16 protein-coding genes are annotated in these 19,499 nt (G+C 68.4%); 10 read left to right on the forward strand and 6 right to left on the reverse strand.

The features are described from left to right. Positions 1 to 112: 112 nt before the first annotated feature. The gene (aceE, locus tag AC1DCJ_RS04620; RefSeq protein WP_159495571.1) at positions 113 to 2,800 is read right to left on the reverse strand and encodes a pyruvate dehydrogenase (acetyl-transferring), homodimeric type; all 2,688 of its coding nucleotides are present in this window, start codon (positions 2,798 to 2,800) and stop codon (positions 113 to 115) included. A gap of 459 nt (positions 2,801 to 3,259) precedes the next feature. On the opposite strand from aceE, the gene AC1DCJ_RS04625 reads away from it, so the two are divergent. The 3 genes from AC1DCJ_RS04625 (at position 3,260) to AC1DCJ_RS04635 (ending at position 5,327) form a co-directional block, all read left to right on the forward strand. After that, on the forward strand, positions 3,260 to 3,763 hold the full coding sequence (locus AC1DCJ_RS04625) for a PadR family transcriptional regulator (protein WP_141058573.1): 504 nt from the start codon (positions 3,260 to 3,262) through the stop codon (positions 3,761 to 3,763). A 101-nt stretch (positions 3,764 to 3,864) separates the two neighbouring features. Further along, positions 3,865 to 4,662, forward strand: coding sequence for a siderophore-interacting protein (locus AC1DCJ_RS04630; protein WP_428710796.1), 798 nt, complete (start codon positions 3,865 to 3,867; stop codon positions 4,660 to 4,662). A 227-nt stretch (positions 4,663 to 4,889) separates the two neighbouring features. Continuing rightward, positions 4,890 to 5,327 carry a hypothetical protein gene (locus tag AC1DCJ_RS04635; protein ID WP_478070238.1) on the forward strand — a complete coding sequence of 146 codons (438 nt, stop codon included), beginning with the start codon at positions 4,890 to 4,892 and terminating at the stop codon, positions 5,325 to 5,327. 414 nt (positions 5,328 to 5,741) lie between these two features. On the opposite strand, the gene AC1DCJ_RS04640 is transcribed toward AC1DCJ_RS04635, so the two are convergent. The 3 genes from AC1DCJ_RS04640 to AC1DCJ_RS04650 form a co-directional block, all read right to left on the reverse strand. Continuing rightward, positions 5,742 to 6,539, reverse strand: a complete 798-nt coding sequence (locus AC1DCJ_RS04640) for a hypothetical protein (protein ID WP_478070239.1) — start codon at positions 6,537 to 6,539, stop codon at positions 5,742 to 5,744. Between the two features lie 263 nt (positions 6,540 to 6,802). Next, complete coding sequence (locus tag AC1DCJ_RS04645) at positions 6,803 to 7,510, reverse strand: YceI family protein (RefSeq protein ID WP_137191224.1); 708 nt, start codon at positions 7,508 to 7,510, stop codon at positions 6,803 to 6,805. Between the two features lie 87 nt (positions 7,511 to 7,597). Continuing rightward, a complete protein-coding gene (locus tag AC1DCJ_RS04650; RefSeq protein WP_478070240.1) occupies positions 7,598 to 8,188 on the reverse strand; it encodes a malonic semialdehyde reductase in 591 nt (196 codons plus the stop codon). Positions 8,189 to 8,318: 130 nt separating this feature from the next. Between AC1DCJ_RS04650 and AC1DCJ_RS04655 the strand changes: the two genes are divergently transcribed. The 6 genes from AC1DCJ_RS04655 (at position 8,319) to AC1DCJ_RS04680 (ending at position 12,644) form a co-directional block, all read left to right on the forward strand. Further along, entirely contained in the window at positions 8,319 to 9,287 is a 969-nt protein-coding gene (locus AC1DCJ_RS04655) for a mitochondrial fission ELM1 family protein (protein WP_478070241.1), read from the forward strand. Positions 9,288 to 9,324: 37 nt separating this feature from the next. Further along, complete coding sequence (locus AC1DCJ_RS04660; RefSeq protein WP_478070242.1) at positions 9,325 to 10,188, forward strand: DUF2145 domain-containing protein; 864 nt, start codon at positions 9,325 to 9,327, stop codon at positions 10,186 to 10,188. A gap of 68 nt (positions 10,189 to 10,256) precedes the next feature. Next, complete coding sequence (locus AC1DCJ_RS04665; RefSeq protein ID WP_478070243.1) at positions 10,257 to 10,775, forward strand: hypothetical protein; 519 nt, start codon at positions 10,257 to 10,259, stop codon at positions 10,773 to 10,775. Between the two features lie 36 nt (positions 10,776 to 10,811). Next, the gene (locus tag AC1DCJ_RS04670) at positions 10,812 to 11,327 is read left to right on the forward strand and encodes a hypothetical protein (protein ID WP_137191227.1); all 516 of its coding nucleotides are present in this window, start codon (positions 10,812 to 10,814) and stop codon (positions 11,325 to 11,327) included. A 76-nt stretch (positions 11,328 to 11,403) separates the two neighbouring features. Then, positions 11,404 to 11,958: a queuosine precursor transporter gene (locus AC1DCJ_RS04675; RefSeq protein ID WP_038690846.1), complete on the forward strand. Its 555-nt coding sequence runs from the start codon at positions 11,404 to 11,406 to the stop codon at positions 11,956 to 11,958. Positions 11,959 to 12,017: 59 nt separating this feature from the next. Then, on the forward strand, positions 12,018 to 12,644 hold the full coding sequence (locus AC1DCJ_RS04680; RefSeq protein ID WP_478070244.1) for a hypothetical protein: 627 nt from the start codon (positions 12,018 to 12,020) through the stop codon (positions 12,642 to 12,644). A 307-nt stretch (positions 12,645 to 12,951) separates the two neighbouring features. On the opposite strand, the gene glnE is transcribed toward AC1DCJ_RS04680, so the two are convergent. Continuing rightward, a complete protein-coding gene (gene glnE / locus AC1DCJ_RS04685; RefSeq protein ID WP_478070245.1) occupies positions 12,952 to 15,774 on the reverse strand; it encodes a bifunctional [glutamate--ammonia ligase]-adenylyl-L-tyrosine phosphorylase/[glutamate--ammonia-ligase] adenylyltransferase in 2,823 nt (940 codons plus the stop codon). 559 nt (positions 15,775 to 16,333) lie between these two features. Between glnE and AC1DCJ_RS04690 the strand changes: the two genes are divergently transcribed. Next, the gene (locus AC1DCJ_RS04690) at positions 16,334 to 17,848 is read left to right on the forward strand and encodes an acetyl-CoA hydrolase/transferase family protein (protein ID WP_478070246.1); all 1,515 of its coding nucleotides are present in this window, start codon (positions 16,334 to 16,336) and stop codon (positions 17,846 to 17,848) included. Positions 17,849 to 18,016: 168 nt separating this feature from the next. Here the strand turns inward: AC1DCJ_RS04690 and hglS are convergent, their stop codons facing one another. Continuing rightward, a complete protein-coding gene (gene hglS, locus AC1DCJ_RS04695; RefSeq protein WP_478070247.1) occupies positions 18,017 to 19,384 on the reverse strand; it encodes a 2-oxoadipate dioxygenase/decarboxylase HglS in 1,368 nt (455 codons plus the stop codon). Positions 19,385 to 19,499: the final 115 nt, after the last annotated feature.

Below are 19,499 nucleotides of genomic sequence, written 5' to 3' on the forward strand. Positions count from 1 at the left end.
GCGGAGTTTTCTTCGGAGGTTCCGAAAATGTGTCTACTTATAGTTTCATGACTTCGGCACAAAAAAAAGGGCGACCTAATGGCCGCCCTTCTTCGTCAACGAATTGACGCAATCAAACCCCGACAGGATTAGCCTTCTCAGGATCAATCTTGTACTGCTTGATCGCCCTTGCCACATCCTTGGCCGTCATCTTCCCTTCCTTCGCCAGCGCCGCAATCGCGGCATGCGCGATGTAGTACCGGTCAACCTCGAAGAATCGACGCAGGTTGGCACGCGTGTCCGAACGGCCGAAGCCATCGGTACCCAGCACCGTGTACGACATCGGCACGAACGAGCGGATCTGGTCCGCGTACGCACGCACGTAGTCGGTGGCGGCAATGGCCGGGCCCTGGCGGCCTTCCAGCAGCTCGGTCACGAACGCCTTGCGCTGCTCGCCTTCCGGGTGGAAGCGGTTGTAGCGCTCCACGTCGAAGCCGTCGCGGCGCAGTTCGTTGAAGCTCGGGCAGCTCCAGATGTCGGCGGTCACGCCGAAGTCCTTGTCCAGCAGCTCGGCCGCGGCAATGGCTTCGCGCAGGATGGTGCCCGAACCCAGCAGCTGCACGCGCAGCTCGCCCTTCTTCGGCTTGCCGGCGTCGGTGAGCAGGTACATGCCCTTGACGATGCCGTCGGCCGCGCCTTCCGGCATTTCCGGGTGGGTGTAGTTTTCGTTCATCAGGGTGATGTAGTAGTACTCATCAATCTGATCTTCCATCATGGCCTTGGTGCCGTGCTGCAGGATCACCGTCACTTCGAAGCCGAAGGTCGGGTCATAGCTGCGCACGTTCGGGATGCCACCGGCCACGATATGGCTGAAGCCATCTTCGTGCTGCAGGCCTTCACCGTTCAGCGTGGTGCGGCCGGCGGTGCCGCCCAGCAGGAAGCCACGGGTACGCATGTCGGCGGCCTGCCAGGCAAGGTCGCCCACGCGCTGGAAGCCGAACATGCTGTAGTAGATGTAGAACGGCAGCATCGGCACGTTGCTGACCGAGTAGCTGGTACCGGCCGCCATCCACGAAGCGATGGCGCCCGGCTCGCTGATGCCCTGCTGCAGCACCTGGCCGCTCTGGTCTTCGCGGTAGAACATGAGCTGGTCGGCATCGACCGGCTTGTACTTCTGGCCGAACGGCGCGTAGATGCCGATCTGGCGGAACAGGCCTTCCATGCCGAAGGTACGGGCTTCGTCGGCCACGATCGGCACGATGTGCGGGCCCAGTTCCTTGTCGCGCAGGGTGATGTTCAGGCTCTGCACGAAGGCCATGGTGGTGGAGTAGCTGCGCTCGCCGCTGCTCTTGAGCAGGCGCTCGTAGCTTTCCAGCTTGGGCGCCACGAAGCTCTTTTCGGCCTTGCGACGGCGCTGCGGCAGGTAACCACCCAGGGCGGCGCGACGTTCCTGCAGGTACTTCACTTCCGGCGAATCCGGGCCCGGGTGGTAGAACGGCACCTGGCCATCGGCCAGCTGGGCGTCGGTCACCGGGATGTTGAAGCGGTCGCGGAAGTGGCGAACGGCGTCGTCGTCCAGCTTCTTGGTCTGGTGGGTCGGGTTGAGTGCTTCACCCGCGCTGCCCATGCCGTAGCCCTTGACCGTCTTGGCCAGGATCACGGTGGGCATGCCCTTGGTGTTCACCGCTTCGTGGTACGCGGCATACACCTTGTGCGGGTCGTGGCCGCCACGGTTGAGGCGCCAGATGTCATCGTCGCTCAGGCCGGCCACCATCGCCGCGGTCTCCGGGTACTTGCCGAAGAAATGCTCGCGGGTATACGCGCCACCGAAGGCCTTGCAGTTCTGGTATTCGCCGTCGACGGTTTCCATCATCAGCTTGCGCAGGACGCCGTTGGTGTCCTTGGCCAGCAGGGCATCCCAGTAACCGCCCCACAGCAGCTTGATGACATTCCAGCCGCCGCCACGGAACACGCCTTCCAGTTCCTGGATGATCTTGCCGTTGCCACGCACCGGGCCGTCGAGGCGCTGCAGGTTGCAGTTGACCACGAAGATCAGGTTGTCCAGGCCTTCGCGGCCGGCCAGCGCGATCGCGCCGAGGGTTTCCGGCTCATCGCTCTCGCCGTCGCCGATGAAGCACCACACCTTGCGGTCGGACTTCTCGATCAGGCCACGGTTTTCCAGGTAACGCAGGAACTGCGCCTGGTAGATCGCGGCGAGCGGGCCCAGGCCCATCGACACGGTCGGGGTCTGCCAGTAATCGGGCATCAGCCACGGGTGCGGGTAGCTGGAGAGGCCACCGCCGTCCACTTCCATGCGGAACTTGTCCAGCTGGGCTTCGTCGATGCGGCCTTCCAGGAAGGAACGCGCATAGATGCCCGGGGCGCTGTGGCCCTGGATGAAGAGCAGGTCGCCGGGGTGGTTGTCGCTGGGGGCGCGCCAGAAGTGGTTGAAGCCCACGTCATACAGCGTGGCACCGGAGGCGAAGGAGGCGATGTGGCCGCCCAGGTCGCCGGGCTTGCGGTTGGCGCGCACCACGGTGGCCATCGCGTTCCAGCGGATGATGGAACGAATGCGCCATTCCAGTTCGGCGTTGCCCGGGCTCTTGGCCTCCAGGGTCGGCGCGATGGTGTTCACGTATTCGGTGGTGGGAGAGAACGGCAGGTACGCGCCCGAACGACGGGTGAGTTCAACCATGCCTTCCAACAGTTGATGCGCGCGCTCGGGGCCCTCGACATCAATTACGGCCTTCAGCGACTCGATCCATTCCTGGGTTTCCACAGGATTCGGGTCGTTGTTCAGCACCTCGTTCAACCAGTTCATTTGCGCTCCCATGACCGCACGCACGCGCGCGACTGTTTTAGATTTCTAGCCGCAAAGTGTAGCGCACCCTAGGGTTTGCTTACTTCGCTACGGGTGCGTATGGACGATGGGGCGGTGTCCTTGGGGACAGCTTGGGCCACGGTTTTGGCCCGCCGCCATGGTTCCACGCGCGCGTTAAGCATGGGCGGGCGCGATGACGCCGGCAGGTCAGAAGGACAGCGCTGGACAACCCGATGCAGCTGGCGCGGGCGCTGCGGGCGGTTGGCGCTGCCAGGTGCGGCGCTGGTGCGCGCTTCGGGCAGGACTGTCCGGTGTCGGCGAGGGGGCGAATTGTTCCACCACAGGCACGCACCGTCGCAACCGGGATGCACCTGAACGCATGCCTGCCGTGCGCGCGCCGTTGCTGGCGGCGGGCGAGATTTCGATATATCGTTCCGCCATCTCATTCGATATATCGAAATGACCGCTCCGCGTGACCTCGACCGCCCTGCCCGCCCGCTGACCGCACGCCCGCTCAGCCGCGGCGACCTGCGCCTGCTGATGCTGGCGCTGCTGGGCGAGCAGCCGCGCCATGGCTACGAGTTGATCCAGCTGATCAGCGACATGTTCGTGCGGGTGTACACGCCCAGCGCGGGCTCGATCTACCCGGTGCTGGCGCAGTTCGAGGCGGCCGGCTGGGTGGGCGCCATCGAGGACGGCGGGCGCAAGCGCTACCAGCTGAGCGCGCTGGGGGCGGCCGAGCTGGCCGCGCAGCGCGAAGAGGTGGACGCGGCGCTGCGCCGGGTGCGCGACAGCGCGCGCACGATCACCAAGGCCAACCTGCCGCCCAGCGTGCGCGATGCCCTGCGCGAGCTCAAAACCGCGTTGGGCCTGTGCCACGGCCGCTGGAACGAGACCAACGCCAGCAGCGTGGCGCAGGCCCTGCGTGACGCCGCCGCCCATATCCGCGGGCAAGGACGCTGAGCATGCCGTTCCCCCTTCCACGTATTCGACCCAGCCAGCCCCGGCCAGCCAGGTCTTCCCCCTACGCCGCGCTGCGGCGCATTTGATTACAGGTGTTCCCCATGGCTGTGCATGAAAACAAACTGCTGCGTCATACCGTGAAGTTCCGCCCGCTGCAGGTGCTGCGCACCGAAGAGATCAGCCCGTGCATGCGCCGGGTGATCGTGGGCGGGCCGGCGCTGGAGGGCTTCGATTCGCCCTCGCCCGACGACCACGTGAAGCTGTTCTTCCCCAATGCCGAGGGGCAATTCGTGGTGCCCACGATGACCCCGGAAGGCCCGCGCTACCCGGAAGGCCAGCAGCCCTCGCCCGCCCGCGACTACACCCCGCGCTGGTGGGACCTGGAGGCCGGTGAGCTGGCGCTGGATTTCGTCATGCATGGGCACGGCGTGGCGTCGAGCTGGGCCGCCAATGCGCAGCCGGGCGACGCGATCGCGGTGGGCGGCCCGCGCGGGTCGCACATGACCGCGCCGGACTACGACACCTACGTGCTGATTGGCGATGAAACCGCGCTGCCGGCGATTGGCCGCTGGCTGGAGACGCTGCCGGAAGGCGCGCAGGCCGATGTGTATATCGAGATTCCCGAGTCGGGCGACCGCCAGGAACTGCCGGACGATGACCGCATCCGGGTGTCGTGGCTGGAGCGCAACGGCTTCGATGCGGCCAGCAGCACGCTGCTGGAAGATGTGCTGACCGATTTCGAGGAGCCCGAGGGCGATACGTTCTACTGGATCGCCACCGAGTCGCGCCGGGCGCGGATGATGCGCAAGTACATCGAAGGCCACCTGGGCGTGCCCAAGGACTGGATCCGCTCGACCGGCTACTGGAAGGCCCACGCCGACGAGCACGACGGGGATTGAGCCACGCCGTGGCCCGGTGCCTTTTGCGGTGCCGGGTGCGGCGGCGGGTACCGGCTATCGGTAGCGCTGGCGGAGCCCACTCGGCTACCGCAGGTAGAGACGCAGGACCACCGCTCGCCGTGTGGCCAGTGGGACGACGGGAACCCCGCCGACGCGGCCGGGGCATCCAGGCCGCGACGGGCACCGGCTGCGAATGCGACAATCGCGTTTTGGGCCGGTGCTTTTCCATGCAAGCAGTTTCTTCTTCGGCGCTGGCCGACCTGATCGCCCGCGCCGAGCGCGCCGACCCCGCCCTGGATGCCGCGCTGACCGCGCTGGCGCCGTCGGTGGGCGGCAACGTGGCCCCGCTGCGGGCGGCACTGGTGCCGTTGGCACACGCGCAGGCGGCGCTGGTGCAGGCCAACGCGGATATCGGCCTGGTGGCCGACGAGCTGCGCCGCTATCAGAAGTTTGCCGCGCCTGGTAAGCCGAGCCTGCAGATCGTGCAGCTGCGCAAGCAGCAGGCCACGGTGAAGCAGGCCGCGCTGATTGCCCGCCAGAATTTCGCCCAGGCCACGCACGCCTTCCTCCGCGACAGCGGCCTGACCGCGCCGGCGCGCCGGCTGCCCACCGACTTTGCCACGGCCTGGCTGGGCAAGGTGGCCGCGGCGGTAGCGGCGGCGTAAGCGCACGCCGCGCGCGGGCATGGGGCATCGCCACCGCGTAGAGCCGGGCTCTGCCCGGCTTGCGTCAGACGTTCATGGCCCCCACCCGCATAGAGCCGGGCTCTGCCCGGCTTGTGTCCGGCATCCATGACACCGGAACGAAAGGCAGCCGGGCAGAGCCCGGCGCTACGTCGCTTGAAGCATGTGTTCGTGACGTCCGCCACCGCGTAGAGCCGGGCTCTGCCCGGCTTGTGTCCGGCATCCATGACGCCGGAACGAAAGGCAGCCGGGCAGAGCCCGGCGCTACGTCGCTTGGGTCAAGCATTCGTAACGTCCGCCACCCGCGTAGAGCCGGGCTCTGCCCGGCTTGCGTCCGACAACCATGACGCCAGAACGAAAGGCAGCCGGGCAGAGCCCGGCGCTACGTCGCTTGGATCAAGCGTTCGGGACGTCCGCGGCCACGCGGCGCCAGCCGTAGCGCTTGGCCAGGCCGGCCTCGATCAGCACCAGCGCCATGATGATCAGCAGCGGCAGCAGCAGGCCGAAATAGATGCCGGGCATCATGCTGGTGAGCTGCGCCTTGAGCAGGCGGATGACGCCCTTGGTGTGCAGCAGTTCGTTCATGCGCATGCCCAGCGCTTCGCGGAAGACCTTCTTGTCCACGCCGCTGTAGCCGGCCACTTCCTTGGACACGCTGTCTTCCACCCATTGCGACATCAGCGCGCTGCGCACGTGTTCGATGCCGCTGCGGGTCCAGCGCGTGAGTGTGCCTTCGCCCTGCAGGTAACTCGCCCCGGGCAACGGGTGCTCGGCCAGATAGGTGTCCACCACCTGGCGGGTGGCCTCGTGCACGGTGGCGTCGCTGCGCATCAACGTGGCGAGGGCGGGATCGTCGAGCGACTGTTCGAAATCCACCATCCAGCTGGCCACCAGGGTCTGCAGGTGCGGCTGGAAATGGTCGATCTGCTTGTACAGTGCGCGCTGTGCGCCGGCGGCAAAGCCCAGCTGCAGGCCGGTGAAGGCGAACAGCAGCGGCAGCAGCACCACGTAGGTGGCCAGGGTGTAATGGTGCCAGCGATTGCGGCGGGCGAACCAGCGGCGGCGGTGCATGGCCAGCCAGGTGGCGATACCCAGGCCCAGGCCGACCAGCGTGCCGATGAGGCTGCCGCCGATCAGATCGAGCAGGCTCAGGCCGGTCCAGAATTCCATCATCCAGAATTGTGCGTCTTGCACGGGTGTGCTCCTGTTGTGCGTGAAGCGGGGGAGTGTAGGCGATGCGGATCAGCCCCGCCGGGGGCATTGCGACACGACCGGGGTAGAGCCGACCGTTGGTCGGCTGTCGCGGCAATCGGCCCATCAATATCATGCAACGGCAGCCGACCAACGGTCGGCTCTACCCGGGTTGGGCCGCGCAAACAACTGCGGGACCACGCCCCCCACCCAAACAAAAAGCCCGCCTTTCGGCGGGCTTTCTGCAGTTCTACATCAGCAACCGATCAAGCAGCCGGCTTTTCGCCGGTGGCTTCGGTGGTGATGCGGATGTTCACTTCATCGCTGACGTTCGGGGCATACGCGCCCACGCCGAAATCGCTGCGCTTGATGGTGGTGGTGGCGTCGAAGCCGGCGGCCGGCACCTTGGCCATCGGGTGCTCGCCACCGCCGTTGATCGTCACATCCAGGGTCACCGGCTTGGTGATGTCCTTGATGGTCAGGTCGCCGGTGACGGTGAGCTTGTTGGTGCCGTTGGCTTCCACCTTGGTGCTCTTGAACGAAGCAGCCGGGAACTTGGCGGCGTCGAAGAAGTCGGCGCTCTTCAGGTGCTCGTCGAACTTGGCGGTGAAGCTGTTGAGGCCGGTCAGCGGCAGCTTCACTTCGACGGTGGACTTGGTCACGTCGGCCGCGTCATACACCAGGGTGCCTTCGGCCGCGCCGAAGTGGGCGGTCGGGTGCGAGAAGCCGAAGTGGCTCCACTGGACCAGCACGTCGGTGTGGGTCGGGTCGAGCTTGTAGGTGCCCGAGGCGATCTGGATGGCTTCAGCAGCCGGGGCGGCCGGGGCAGCAGCCGTGTCGGCAGCCGGGGTGGTGGCGGCAGCGGCCGGCGCAGCGTCGGCGGCCGGGGCAGCGGCTTCGTCGGCCGGCTTGGAGCAGGCGGCGATGGCCAGGGTGAGGGCCAGCGGCAACAGCAGTTTGCGGGTCATGGTCATGTCAGGTCTCTCTCGAATGCGAAGGGAAAAACAAAGGTGAGACAAACAGCCCGTCCGCTCAGACGGGCCGGGGTCTGGCGGAAACGCTTATGCGATGCGCGCTGCTTCGTCGAAGCTCAGGCGGGGCAGCCGCGGGAACAGGCCCGAAGAATCACCGTACCCCAAGTTGACCAGGAAATTCGACTTGATGGCGGTGCCCTTGAAGAAGGCTTCGTCGACCTTGGCATTGTCGAAGCCGGACATCGGGCCGGCATCCAGACCCAGCGCGCGCGCGGCCAGGATCAGGTAGGCGCCCTGCAGGCTGCCATTGCGGAACGCGCCTTCGGTGCGGCCTTCACGCGGGCCGTCGAACCACGCCTTGGCGTCGGTGTGCGGGAACAGGTAGGGCAGCTTTTCGTGGAAGTCTTCGTCGAAGGCGACGATCACCGTGACCGGCGCGGCCAGGGTCTTGTCGTGGTTGCCCTCAGACAGCGCCGGGGCGAGCTTGGCCTTGGCTTCCGGGCTCTTCACGAACACAAAGCGCGCCGGGCTGCCGTTGGCCGCGGTGGGGCCCCACTTCAGCAGTTCGTACAGGGCCTGCAGCTGGCTGTCGTCGACGGGCGTGTCGAGGAAGGCATTCTGGGTGCGGGCGGTACGGAACAGCTGGTCAAGCGCAGCATCGTTGAGCACGTGGGACATGGAGCCTCCAGAAAAGGGGGAAAACCTTGGCGTCGCCTGCCGGTCGGTCGGGGTGACCGTGGGAGGGGCGAAGGCTGGCAGTGTAGAGTGTCGTGACAGTTGCAACACCCAGCCTGACTGAAACGAATTAATGCCATACGTGAAACGATGGAGTCCGCCCTGGACGATCACTGACGGCCGTGCCGGCAATGTGCGGCAGGCGGTGGCGCTGGCGTCGGCACTGAAACTGGGGGCGCATCAACCGCTGGTGCTGAGCCCGCGCGCGCCATGGCGCTGGCTGGCGCCACGCTGGCTGCCGGGCGCCGCGCACGGCTTCGGCCCGGCCTTCCAGCAGCTGGCCGCCGCGCACCCGCAGCTGGCCATTGGCTGTGGCCGCCAGGCGGCCGGGGCGCTGCGCGAACTGCGCCGGGGCGGCACCCGGGTGGTGCAGATCCTGGACCCGCGGATCAGCGCGCGGCACTGGGACCTGCTGGTGGTGCCCGAACACGACCGCCTGCGCGGCAGCAACGTATTGACCCTGCTGGGCAGCCTGAACCCGGTCAACGATGACTGGCTGGCCTGCGGGCGCGCGGCGTTCGCTGCCTTCGGCGCATTGCCCGGCCCACGCACCGCATTGCTGGTGGGTGGCCCTACCCCGCACGCGCCGTGGCACGAGCCGCACATGGTGCAGGTGTTCCAGCAGTTGGCCGCGCAGCTGCGTGCCGAAGGCGGCAGCCTGCTGGCCACCACATCGCGGCGCACGCCGCCGGCGCTGGTGGGCGCGCTGCGCAGTGCCTTCGCCGATGTTCCGCATGTGATCTGGGGCGACGGCGGCGACGGCGTCAATCCGTATGCGGGGCTGCTGGGCTGGGCCAACCGGGTGGTGGTGTCGCCGGATTCGGTGAACCTGCTGTCCGAGGCGTGCGCCACGCGCATGCCGGTGGCGGTGGCGCTGGCCGACCAGGCGCAGGCGCGGCTGGCGCTGTTCCAACAGGCGCTGCGCGAACGCGGGCGGTTGCAACCGCGCTGGCTGGACTGGCACACCGACGGTCGCATCACGCCGCTGCGCGAAACCACGCGCATTGCCGCTGAAGTACAGGCGCGCCTGCTGCCGGTATGATGCGCCGGCGGCACCGTGCCGTGGGAGAACACGCCTCATGGAAGACCGCCGTCCTGCGATGATCACGCGCCTGCGCCAGGCGGTGCTGTGCGGGCTGCTGCTGGGCACCGCCGCCATCGCCCAGGCCGAACCGCAGTGCGTGGAACGCTACCCCGCGCCGGCCGCGCTGGCGTCGATGTTCGATGTGGCGCTGGCCACCACCGACGCGTTGGATGCGCTGGAGGGCGTGGACGTGGTGCTGGTGGCACGCGGCGGCCAGGACTTGAGCAAGTATGGGTTGCGCCACAGCCACGTGGCGTTCCTGCTGCGCGAAGACGACGACCAGTGGCGCGCGGTGCACCTGCTCAACCCGTGCAAGACAGCGCAGTCGCACCTGTTCCGCGAAGGCGTGGCCACCTTCATTGGCGAAACGTCCGCGCATACCGACCTGCGCATCGGCGTACCCACGCCGGCGCTGCGTGCGACGTTGAAGACGATGCTGACCCAACCTGCCATCCAGGCGCGCGCGCTGCACGAGGCGCGCTACAGCGTGGTGGCCTACCCGTTCAGTACCGAGTACCAGAATTCCAACCAATGGATTCTGGAAGTGCTGGCGGCTGCATTGGCGCAGAACGAAGACGGCACACTCATCGTCAACCGCACCCAGGTGCAGGACTGGCTGAAGCAGCACCGCTACCGGCCCAGCACGCTGCACATCGGCGTGGCCAAGCGCTTGGGCGCACGCTTCTTCGTGCCCAATGCGGCGGTCACCGATCACCCGGCCAGCGAGCGCATCTCGGGCAACTATTCGGTGGTGACGGTGGAGTCGGTGTTCGACTTCGTGCAGCAGCAGAAGGCGCTGCAGATGGAACTGCCGATCGCGCACGTAGCGGTGGACGGCATCACCGCGCCCAAGCCGTGAGTCAGCTGCGGGCAGCACGATTGCAGGCATACTGCCGGCCTTACCGGGATGCCCCCAGGGAAACGCTGATGACACTGATTGCCCGCCTTGCTGTTTCGCCACTGCTGGCCGTTGCGCTGTGCGCCACCAGCATGCCCGCCTCGGCGCAGATGTTGACGGGGAACAAGCACCCGGTAGCCAGCAGCGTCATCGTGACCTCGATCGTGAGCGTGGTCGTGATCACCGCGCCGATCTGGATGGTCTCGGCCGGGGTGAGCAAGGCCAGCGACGGCTCGGCCCGGCGCAGCCGCGCTGCCAAGGCGCGCAAGGCCCAGCTGTTGCCGCCGCTGACCGTGGAAAAAGTGGAGCACACCGCCGATGGCGGCATCCAGCTGGCCCTGCAGAACCCGCAGGCGCCCGACGACCTGGCCGTGCTGCAGTGGCCGGCCCAGGCCGACAGCCCGGTAACCGCCGTGGCCGTGGGCGACGTGCTGGCCTTCACCCCCACTGAGGGCGGCGCCGGCTGGAACGTGGCCAACGCGCAGGGCACCACGCTGGCGTTCCTGCCCACCGACCCCGACGCGGCGCAGCCGAGTGCGCGCTGGTAAGCGCAGTGCGCGGGGTGTTCACCTGAGGAATGCGGCATGAAACGAACGTTTGCACTCTCTTTGCTGGCGGTGGCACTGCTGGCCACCGGCCTGCCCGCGTCGGCGCAGGACCTGAGCCGCGCCTCGCCGGTGACCAGCAGCGTGCTGGCCACCTCGGTGGTGAGCCTGGCGGTGATCACCGCGCCGGTGTGGTTGAGCGCGCTGGGGGTCAGTGAGCTGCACGACGCCTCGATGCCGCACAACCGGGCGGCCCGGGCCGCCGCGAAGAAGGCCGGCCCGCTGCCGCCGCTCACCGTGGAACGCGTGGCCCAGCAGCCCGATGGCGGCTACCGGGTGGACCTGCGCAACCCGGAGGCGCCGCAGGACCTGGCGGTGGTGGAATGGCCGGCCCGTGCCGACAACCCCGCCGCCGGCGTGAAGGTGGGCGACGTGCTGGACTTCAAACCGACGCCTGCCGGTGCCGGCTGGACCGTTGCCAACGCCAACGGCGCGGCGCTGGCGTTCCTGCCGACGACCACCGCGGCGGCCACCAGCATGAGCGAACGCTTCTAGATGAACCGGCCCGGGGTGGCCCCGCGCCGCCCAAGCCCGGATAATCCGCCGCTTCCCTGACTTCCCCCGGTGCGCCATGTCTGTGCGTCCTTCGATCACCTTTGCCCCGTTGACCCCGCGCGCGCTGTTGCTGGCGGTGCTGGCCATGGGCGCGGTGGTGCTGGGCAGCAATGTGCTGGTGCAGTACCCGATCAACGACTGGCTGACCTGGGGCGCCTTCAGCTACCCGGTGGCGTTCCTGGTGAGCAACCTGATCAACCGGCGCTTCGGGCCGCAGGCCGCGCGCAAGGTGGCGTGGGCCGGGTTCGCGCTGGCGGTGGTGCTGTCGATCTGGATTGCCACGCCGCGCATCGCCGTGGCCTCGTGCCTGGCCTTCATTGCCGCGCAGTTGCTGGACATCACCGTGTTCGACCGGCTGCGCCGCGGGCACTGGTGGCGCGCGCCGATGGTGGCCACCACCTGCAGCGCCACGCTGGACACGACGATCTTCTGGAGCATCGCGTTTGCCGGCTCCAGCTTGCCGTGGGTGAGCTGGGCCGCGGGCGACCTGGCGGTGAAGCTGACCATCGGTGTGTTTCTGCTGGCGCCGTTCCGCGCGTTGCTGTGGAAGATGGCGCCGCGCGCGGCGTAAACGCGCGGCTTCGATGCGCCGGCTGGACAGTGTGCACGTGGGTGCAGCAGGCTGTGGCGATGGAATCCGATGCCACCTACAAGAGTGCCGTGGAGCGCCAGGTGCGCGCACGCATGGCCGAGCGTGCTGCCACCCACACCGGCGTGCGTACGCGCGGTCTGGACTGGGTGGTGCGTGAGGGGAAGACCGAACTGGCCAGCGCCGGGCTGTACCCGCTGCGTGCGGCAGGGGGCTGGGCGGCAACGTTGACGGTGCACTGCCCCACGGCATTGGCGTTCTGCAGGACGTGGGCCGATGGCACCGCTTCGGCGTTGCCCAACCCGGACATGCTGATGGCGGTGATGTCCACGGCCGGCGGCATGCCCGGCTTTGCCGGCCACAGTGGCGTGATCGTGCGGGCCGGCACCCACGATGCCGATGCGCTGGCGCAGCAGCTGGTCGACCGCCTGGCCGATGCCGCGCTGACGCGCGCGCTGGCCTGGCGCACGGTGCCGGTGGCGCTGATCGACGACGTGGTGGCGCACAGCGCGTTCTACGCGTGGCCGCTGCAGACGGTGCTGTACATCGCCCAGCGCAATGGCCTGGCGGCCGACGCCCCCCGGCTGCGCGACGCGCTGCAACGCCGCGCGATCCTGCGCCGTGGCGAACGCGACCGGGCCCTGGTGCAGCGCGTGTTGCCGGGGTAGAGCCACCCCATGGGTGGCTGCGCGGCGCCGGGCGAAGAGCAGCCGGGCAGAGCCCGGCTCTACGCGGTGGCGGGTGTCCCGAACAACATCCAGATGCAACGCGATGGCGGTCGCCGTGCCACGTTTGGCACGTGCGACGTAGCGCCGGGCTCTGCCCGGCTGCTTTCCGGTCCGACGTCATGACGACCTGACGCAAGCCGGGCAGAGCCCGGCTCTACGTGGTGGCTTGCGTCCTGACGGCCTGATGCAAGCCGGGCAGAGCCCGGCTCTACGTGGGGGCCTGATGCCGGCCGGGCAGCGCCCGGCGCTACGCGGGGTGCGGGGTCTGGAACGGGAGGCCGGCGGCGGCGCAGGCGGCGCTGATGACCGCGCGGGCTTCTTCGAGTGCGGGTGTGGGCGCGGCCAGGCGCGGGCGGCGGTCGAGGGTGCAGGCCAGGCCGACGTCCAGCAACGCGGCGTGCGCGTCATGCAGGCCCTGGCGGGTGCCGCCGGGTAGCCAGGCGATGCTGGCCAGGGCGTCGATCAGGCGGGGGGTGTCGCGCGGTTCCAGTACCTGCGGGTGCGCGCCGGCGCTGTCGAGGACGCCGGTCTGCAGCAGGAATTCGAGGTCGACAATGCCACCCGCGCCCTGTTTCAGGTCCAGCCGCGCGGCGTCGCTGCGGTCCAGTTCGGTGCGCATGCGTGCGCGCATTTTTATGACGTCGGCATAGAGCACGTCGGCATCGCGGGGGCGGGCGAGCGTCTGCGCGCGCACGCGTTCGAAATCGGCCAGCAGGGTGGCGTCGCCGGCGATGCCGCGTGCGCGTACCAAGGCCTGGTGTTCCCAGGTCCACGCGCGTTCGCGCTGGTACTCGGTGTAGCTGGCCAGCGAGGACACCAGCGCGCCCTTGCCGCCGTCCGGGCGCAGGCGCACGTCGATGTCGTAGAGCCGGCCAGCGGCGGTGACCGCGCCCAGTAGGGCCATCACCTTCTGTGCCAAGCGTGCATACCAGCGGCCCGGGTCGAGCGGGCGCTTGCCGTCGCTGCTGTCCTGGTCAGCCGGGTGGTCGTGCAGGAACACCAGGTCCAGGTCCGAACCAAAGCCCAGTTCCAGCCCCCCCAGGCTGCCGTAGCCGATGATCGCAAACCGCCCGCCGGGAATGCCGCCGTGGGCGGCGTGCATGTCGGCGGCGGCCATGGCATGCACGGTCACCACCACCGCCTGGGCCAGCTCGGCCAGCTGGCGGGTGCTGTCCACGGCGCGCTGGCGACCGTCGAGGGTGGCCAGCGCCATGCGGAAACTGAGGGCAAGGCGGGTTTCGTTGAGCAGGCGCAGCGCGGCTTCAGGGTCGTCGACGGCCAGCGCGGCATCGCACTCGGCCTGCATCGCGTCGGCGTCGGGCATCGGCCCGGACACGCGCACGTCCAACAGCTCATCCAGCAGCAGCGGGTAGGCGGCCAGCCGTTCGGCCAGCAACGCGCTGCGCGCCAATACGTCCACCAGCCGCGCCAGCGCGCTGGGCTGTTCGTCGAGCAGCGCCAGGTAGCTGGTGCGGCGCAGGATGGCCTGCAGCAGGCCGAGCACGCGCTTGAGTGCGGCGTCGGGCTGGGGCGACCGGGTGGCGGCGTGCAGCAGCGCCGGCAGCACGCGGTCCAGCCGCGCGCGGGCGCTGTCGGACAGCGACTTCACGCCCAGCGACTGGGCGAAATCGCGCAGCGACTGGTCGGCACTGTGCGGGTCGTGGAAGCCGGCGTCGGCGAGGATCTCGGCGCTGCCGTTGTCGGGCAGGCCGCGCCAGTAGTTGGACAGCGCATCGGGCGCGGCCTGGCCCTTGCGCGGGGCCAGCAGCGCGCCGAATTCGGTGCTGACCCGGGTGCGTTGCGCGTCGAGCGCGGCGATCAGCGCGTCCCAGTCGGGGTAGCCCAGGCCGGTGGCGATGCGCAGGCGGTCGGTGGGGTCGGTAGGCAGCGCGTGGGTCTGGGCATCGCGCAGCATCTGCAGGCGGTTTTCCAGCCGGCGCAGGAAGGCGTATGCGTGCAGCAGGTCTTCACCGTCCTGCGCGGCCATCTGCCCACAGGCCACCAGCGCGGGCAGCGCATGCAGCAGGCGGCGTTCGCGCAGGCTGGCTTCGCGGCCGCCGCGGATCAGCTGCAGGGCCTGGCACAGGAATTCGATTTCGCGGATGCCGCCGGGACCGCGTTTGATGTCGTCGAACATTTCCCGGCGCGAGACTTCGGCGGTGATCGCCGCCTTCATCTCGCGCAGGCCATCGAGCGCGGTGAAATCGAGGTAGCGGCGGTACACGAACGGGCGCAGGGTCTGCAGCCACGCTTCACCGGCGGCGATGTCGCCGGCCACCGCGCGCGCCTTGAGCCAGGCGTAGCGTTCCCAGTCGCGGCCTTCGCGCTGGAAGTACTGGTCCATGCCGGCAAACGACAGCGCTACCCGGCCGGCACTGCCGAACGGGCGCAGGCGCAGGTCGACGCGGTGGCTGAAGCCGTCCACGGTGGTTTCGTCCAGCAGCCGCGCCAGGCGCTGGCCGAGCCGGGCGAAGTATTCCTCGGCGGCCAGCGGGCGCGCGCCGTCGGATTCACCGCCTTGCGGGTAGGCGTAGACCAGGTCGACGTCGGAGCTGAAATTGAGTTCGCCGCCGCCCAGCTTGCCCAGCCCGAACACCACCAGCTGCTGGGCGCTGCCGTCGGCGGCGCGGACCACGCCGTGGCGGGTGGCAAATTCCTGCTCGAGCGCGGCCAGGCCGATGCCCAGGCAGTCTTCGGCCAGGGCGGTGGCGCCGGCCAGGGTGGCGGGCACGTCGTCGAGCCCGGCCAGATCGCGCCAGATCAGCCGGGTGGAGGCAGCGGTGCGGTAGCGGCGCAGGCGCTGCGGCCAGTCGCTGGGGTGCTGGGGGTCCAGCTCGGGGCGCGCCAGCGGGGGGCAGCCGGGCTGGACGAGGTGGGCCAGCAGCGCCGGTTGGCGGCACAGGGTGTCGATGGCGAAATCGCTGGTGATGGCCAGCAGGCGTACCTGGTCGAGGACCTCGGGCGGCGGCGGCCAGCTGCCGCTGTCGGCCAGCGACAGGGCCAGGCGCGCCAGGGCGCGGTCGACGAGGGGAACGAGGGCGGCGGGGACAGCGTCGGCGGGAATCGGCATGCAGGGATTATGCAGGGCGCTGGGGGCGCCTACGTATTGCCGGGTGCGCGAAACGGGAGGGTGGCGGTACCTGCGTCCATCTTTCTTCGGCCGAGGTCATGCGTTCGCCGCGGTGATGGGCTGGGTCGGCGGTCGATTGGGATCCGACCCTACCGGGTGGGTGTGTCGGCCCCTGACGTGTCTGCGGCCGTGGAGCGTCCGTAGAGCCGGGCTCTGCCCGGCTTGGGTCGGGCGTTCATGACGTTACGTTAGAGCGCAGAGCAGCCGGGCAGAGCCCGGCTCTACGGGGCGCCATTGCCGAATTTCAGGCAATAAAAAGCCCGCTTGCAGCGAACTGCCAGCGGGCTCTGCTCCCTCCCCCACGTCGGGATGCAGGTCGATCTTCTAGGGTCCTCGGAAAAGTTGCACGCTGCACTGCAAAACAATACTTGCGGGTACAGAAGTCCTTGCAAAACTGAACAGGGGGTGGCGATAGCCTGAAGCGCCATCCCACCTTGGTCGCACACCCCGTTCGGCGTGGATCGCCGATAATGCAGATCCCCCCAGAAACGTTGTCGTCATGTCTGTCGATCGCATTGCCAACGCGCGTCTGCGTGACCGCGTTGTATCCGCTGAAGCTGCCGCCGCCCTGATCCAGCCGGGTGAAACCGTCGCCATGAGCGGCTTTACCGGTTCAGGTTATCCCAAGGCGGTGCCGGTGGCGCTGGCCCAGCGCATCGAGGCGGTGCATGCCCAGGGGCTGCCCTTCCAGATCAGTCTGATGACCGGCGCGTCCACCGCCCCGGAGCTGGACGGTGCACTGGCCAAGGCCGACGGCATCGCCATGCGCATGCCGTTCCAGAGCGACCCGGATGCGCGCAACCGCATCAACGCGGGCAAGCTGGATTACATCGACATCCACCTCAGCCACGTGGCCCAGCATGTGTGGTTCGGGTTCTATGGCGACATCGACACGGCCGTGGTGGAAGTGTCGGCGATCCGCGAGGACGGCTCGCTGGTGCCGTCCACGTCGGTGGGCAACAACAAGACCTGGCTGGACCTGGCCAAGAAGGTGATCATCGAGGTCAACGAGTGGCAGCCCGCCGGCGTGGACGGCATGCACGACATCTACTACGGCACGGCGCTGCCGCCGCACCGCAAGCCGATTCCGCTGGTGCACGCCAACGACCGCATCGGCGAGACCTCGCTGCGCTGCGACCCGGACAAGATCGTGGCGGTGGTGCGCACCAACGGCCCGGACCGCAACAGCCCGTTCAGCCCGATCGACACCACCAGCGAGCAGATCGCCGCGCACCTGATCGACTTCCTGAAGCAAGAAGTGGCCAAGGGCCGGCTGCCGGCCAACCTGCTGCCGCTGCAGAGCGGCGTGGGCAACATTCCCAACGCGGTGCTGGCCGGGCTGGCCAAGAGCGGCTTCCGCGACCTGGCCGCGTTCACCGAGGTCATCCAGGACGGCATGCTGGACCTGCTGCGCGACGGGGTGCTGAGCTATGCCTCGTGCACCGGGTTCGCGCTGAGCCCGCAGGCCAATGAGACCTTCAAGGCGAACATCGATTTCTACCGCGAGCGCATCATCATGCGCACGCAGGAAATCTCGAACCATCCCGAACTGGTGCGCCGCCTGGGCTGCATCGGCATGAACGGGATGATCGAAGCGGACCTGTACGGCAACGTCAATTCCACCCATGTGATGGGCACGCGGATCATGAACGGCATTGGCGGCTCGGGCGACTTCGCGCGCAACGGGTTCCTGTCGGCGTTCCTGAGCCCGTCCACGGCCAAGAACGGCAGCATCTCGGCGATCGTGCCGATGGTGAGCCACGTGGACCACACCGAGCACGACGTGTCGGTGATCGTGACCGAACAGGGCCTGGCCGACCTGCGCGGRCTGACCCCGCGCAAGCGCGCACGGGTGGTGATCGACACCTGCGCGCACCCGGATTTCCGCGACCAGCTCAACGATTACTTCGAGCGCGCCAGCCGCGACAGTTACGGCAAGCACACCCCGCATCTGTTGCCCGAAGCGTTGTCGTGGCACCAGCGGTGGTTGGATACGGGCACGATGAAGGCGTGATCCACCGGCGGTAGGCCACGACCGTTGGTCGTGGCGGTTGGAATGCGCGCGGCCGGATGCAATGTACCGACCAACGGTCGGTACCCACCGAAGATGACCGATCGATACCCACCCGGGAAATTCCCCGGTAGGCCACGACCGTTGGTCGTGGCGCACGGAACCCGGCTATTACGCGTTGCGCAACGTCGCCAGCGATTCGGCCTGCAGGCGGTCGTAGATCGCAAATTCGTCTTCCACCTGCATGCCCAGCGCCTGCTCGAATGCCTCACGGTTGGCGTGGGCGGCATACGCGCGCTGCTCTTCACCGCCCAGGTTCGACTGGAAGATGCCCGCGGCACTGACCGGCAGGAAATCCTCGTAGACGATCGGGTCGGCGCTGGCCAGACCGGCGGCGATCAGGGCCTCGGCCGGCAGGTCGCCGATGGCGGCCGGATCGGCGCGGCCGGCGTCGGTGAGGGCGTAGCGGTAGTAGCCCAGGCCCTCGCGGCGCAGGGTGGCGTGGTCGTCCGGGAACGCGGTGAACGCGGCGGCCAGGCGGGTCGGGTAATCCTGCCCGGTGCTGCCGGCGCCGCCACTGTCACGTGCCTGGGCCAGCAGCTGGTCATACAGCGCGCGGCCCTTGGGCGTCAGTGCCAGGCCACGCTGTTCGATCTCGCCGAACCGCGCGGTATGGGTGCCGGCATCGGCCGCCTCGCCAGACGGGAAATGCACCGTTTCCTGCAGCGCCTTGAAGCTGGTCTGGCGCAGCAGGATCGGGCAGCGGCGCGGCGGCGGGCCTTCAACCACGGCCTTGGCGTCGATGCCGCGCGCGAGCATGGCGGCCTGGGCGGCGTCGATGTCCAGCGTGCGTGGGGTGAGGTGGTTGATGTGCGGGCCACGGAAGCTGACCACGTCGGCAATCAGGCGGTGCGCGTCGTGCAGCGCGTGGTAGGTGGCCAGCGACACCGTGGCATCACCGTGCCAGCGGAACGTCTCCAACGATTCGATGACGAAGCGGCGGGCGTCTTCCTGGCCGAGGCCACCGTCGCGCTCGGCCTGGTCGATCAGGGCCAGCGCGGTGTCGGTGAAGATGCGGCGCCGGGCCAGGATGCGCGCCGATTCGTCACGCAGCGCGGCGTCTTCGATCAACTCCAGCCGCAGCAGCGAGGTGAACACCCGGAACGGGTTGTGCGCCAGCGCCTTGGCGGTGCGCGGGCGGAACGCAGTAGAGTGCACCGGCACGCCGGCCACCGACAGGTCGTAATAACCCACCGGGTGCATGCCCATCACCGCGAACAGGCGGCCCAGCGTGGCCAGCTCCTCGGCGGTGCCCACGCGGATGGCGCCGTGGCGCTCCTGGTCCAGGCGGGTGCGTTCGTCGGTGCGGTCCAGCTGCTCGGCCAGTGCCGGGTTGGCGGTGAGCACGGCATCGTTGATCTCGGCCACCAGGTCCACCAGCGTGCCGTACAGCGGCACCTCGGTGCGGTACATGGTGGACATGGCCTGGGCGAACAGGCTGCGGATATCGTCGGGTGAAACGAAACGGTCGGCGCTCATTACGTACTCGGCAACGGATCACGGGGAGGTGCAGCAATCGCGCATTGTCGCCGAGCGCGGGGGTTACCGCGATCTGCACAGCAGCAAAGGGTCACCGGGTAGAGCCACCCCGTGG

It is taken from the genome of Stenotrophomonas sp. 10N36 (genome assembly GCF_056395005.1).

Excerpts from the sequence above, each read along its gene's own strand:
- aceE (WP_159495571.1), bottom strand. The coding sequence starts at position 2,800 with ATGAACTGGTTGAACGAGGTGCTGAACAACGACCCGAATCCTGTGGAA.
- AC1DCJ_RS04625 (WP_141058573.1), top strand. The coding sequence starts at position 3,260 with ATGACCGCTCCGCGTGACCTCGACCGCCCTGCCCGCCCGCTGACCGCA.
- AC1DCJ_RS04630 (WP_428710796.1), top strand. The coding sequence starts at position 3,865 with ATGGCTGTGCATGAAAACAAACTGCTGCGTCATACCGTGAAGTTCCGC.
- AC1DCJ_RS04635 (WP_478070238.1), top strand. The coding sequence starts at position 4,890 with ATGCAAGCAGTTTCTTCTTCGGCGCTGGCCGACCTGATCGCCCGCGCC.
- AC1DCJ_RS04645 (WP_137191224.1), bottom strand. The coding sequence starts at position 7,510 with ATGACCATGACCCGCAAACTGCTGTTGCCGCTGGCCCTCACCCTGGCC.
- AC1DCJ_RS04650 (WP_478070240.1), bottom strand. The coding sequence starts at position 8,188 with ATGTCCCACGTGCTCAACGATGCTGCGCTTGACCAGCTGTTCCGTACC.
- AC1DCJ_RS04655 (WP_478070241.1), top strand. The coding sequence starts at position 8,319 with ATGCCATACGTGAAACGATGGAGTCCGCCCTGGACGATCACTGACGGC.
- AC1DCJ_RS04660 (WP_478070242.1), top strand. The coding sequence starts at position 9,325 with ATGGAAGACCGCCGTCCTGCGATGATCACGCGCCTGCGCCAGGCGGTG.
- AC1DCJ_RS04665 (WP_478070243.1), top strand. The coding sequence starts at position 10,257 with ATGACACTGATTGCCCGCCTTGCTGTTTCGCCACTGCTGGCCGTTGCG.
- AC1DCJ_RS04670 (WP_137191227.1), top strand. The coding sequence starts at position 10,812 with ATGAAACGAACGTTTGCACTCTCTTTGCTGGCGGTGGCACTGCTGGCC.
- AC1DCJ_RS04675 (WP_038690846.1), top strand. The coding sequence starts at position 11,404 with ATGTCTGTGCGTCCTTCGATCACCTTTGCCCCGTTGACCCCGCGCGCG.
- AC1DCJ_RS04680 (WP_478070244.1), top strand. The coding sequence starts at position 12,018 with ATGGAATCCGATGCCACCTACAAGAGTGCCGTGGAGCGCCAGGTGCGC.
- glnE (WP_478070245.1), bottom strand. The coding sequence starts at position 15,774 with ATGCCGATTCCCGCCGACGCTGTCCCCGCCGCCCTCGTTCCCCTCGTC.
- hglS (WP_478070247.1), bottom strand. The coding sequence starts at position 19,384 with ATGAGCGCCGACCGTTTCGTTTCACCCGACGATATCCGCAGCCTGTTC.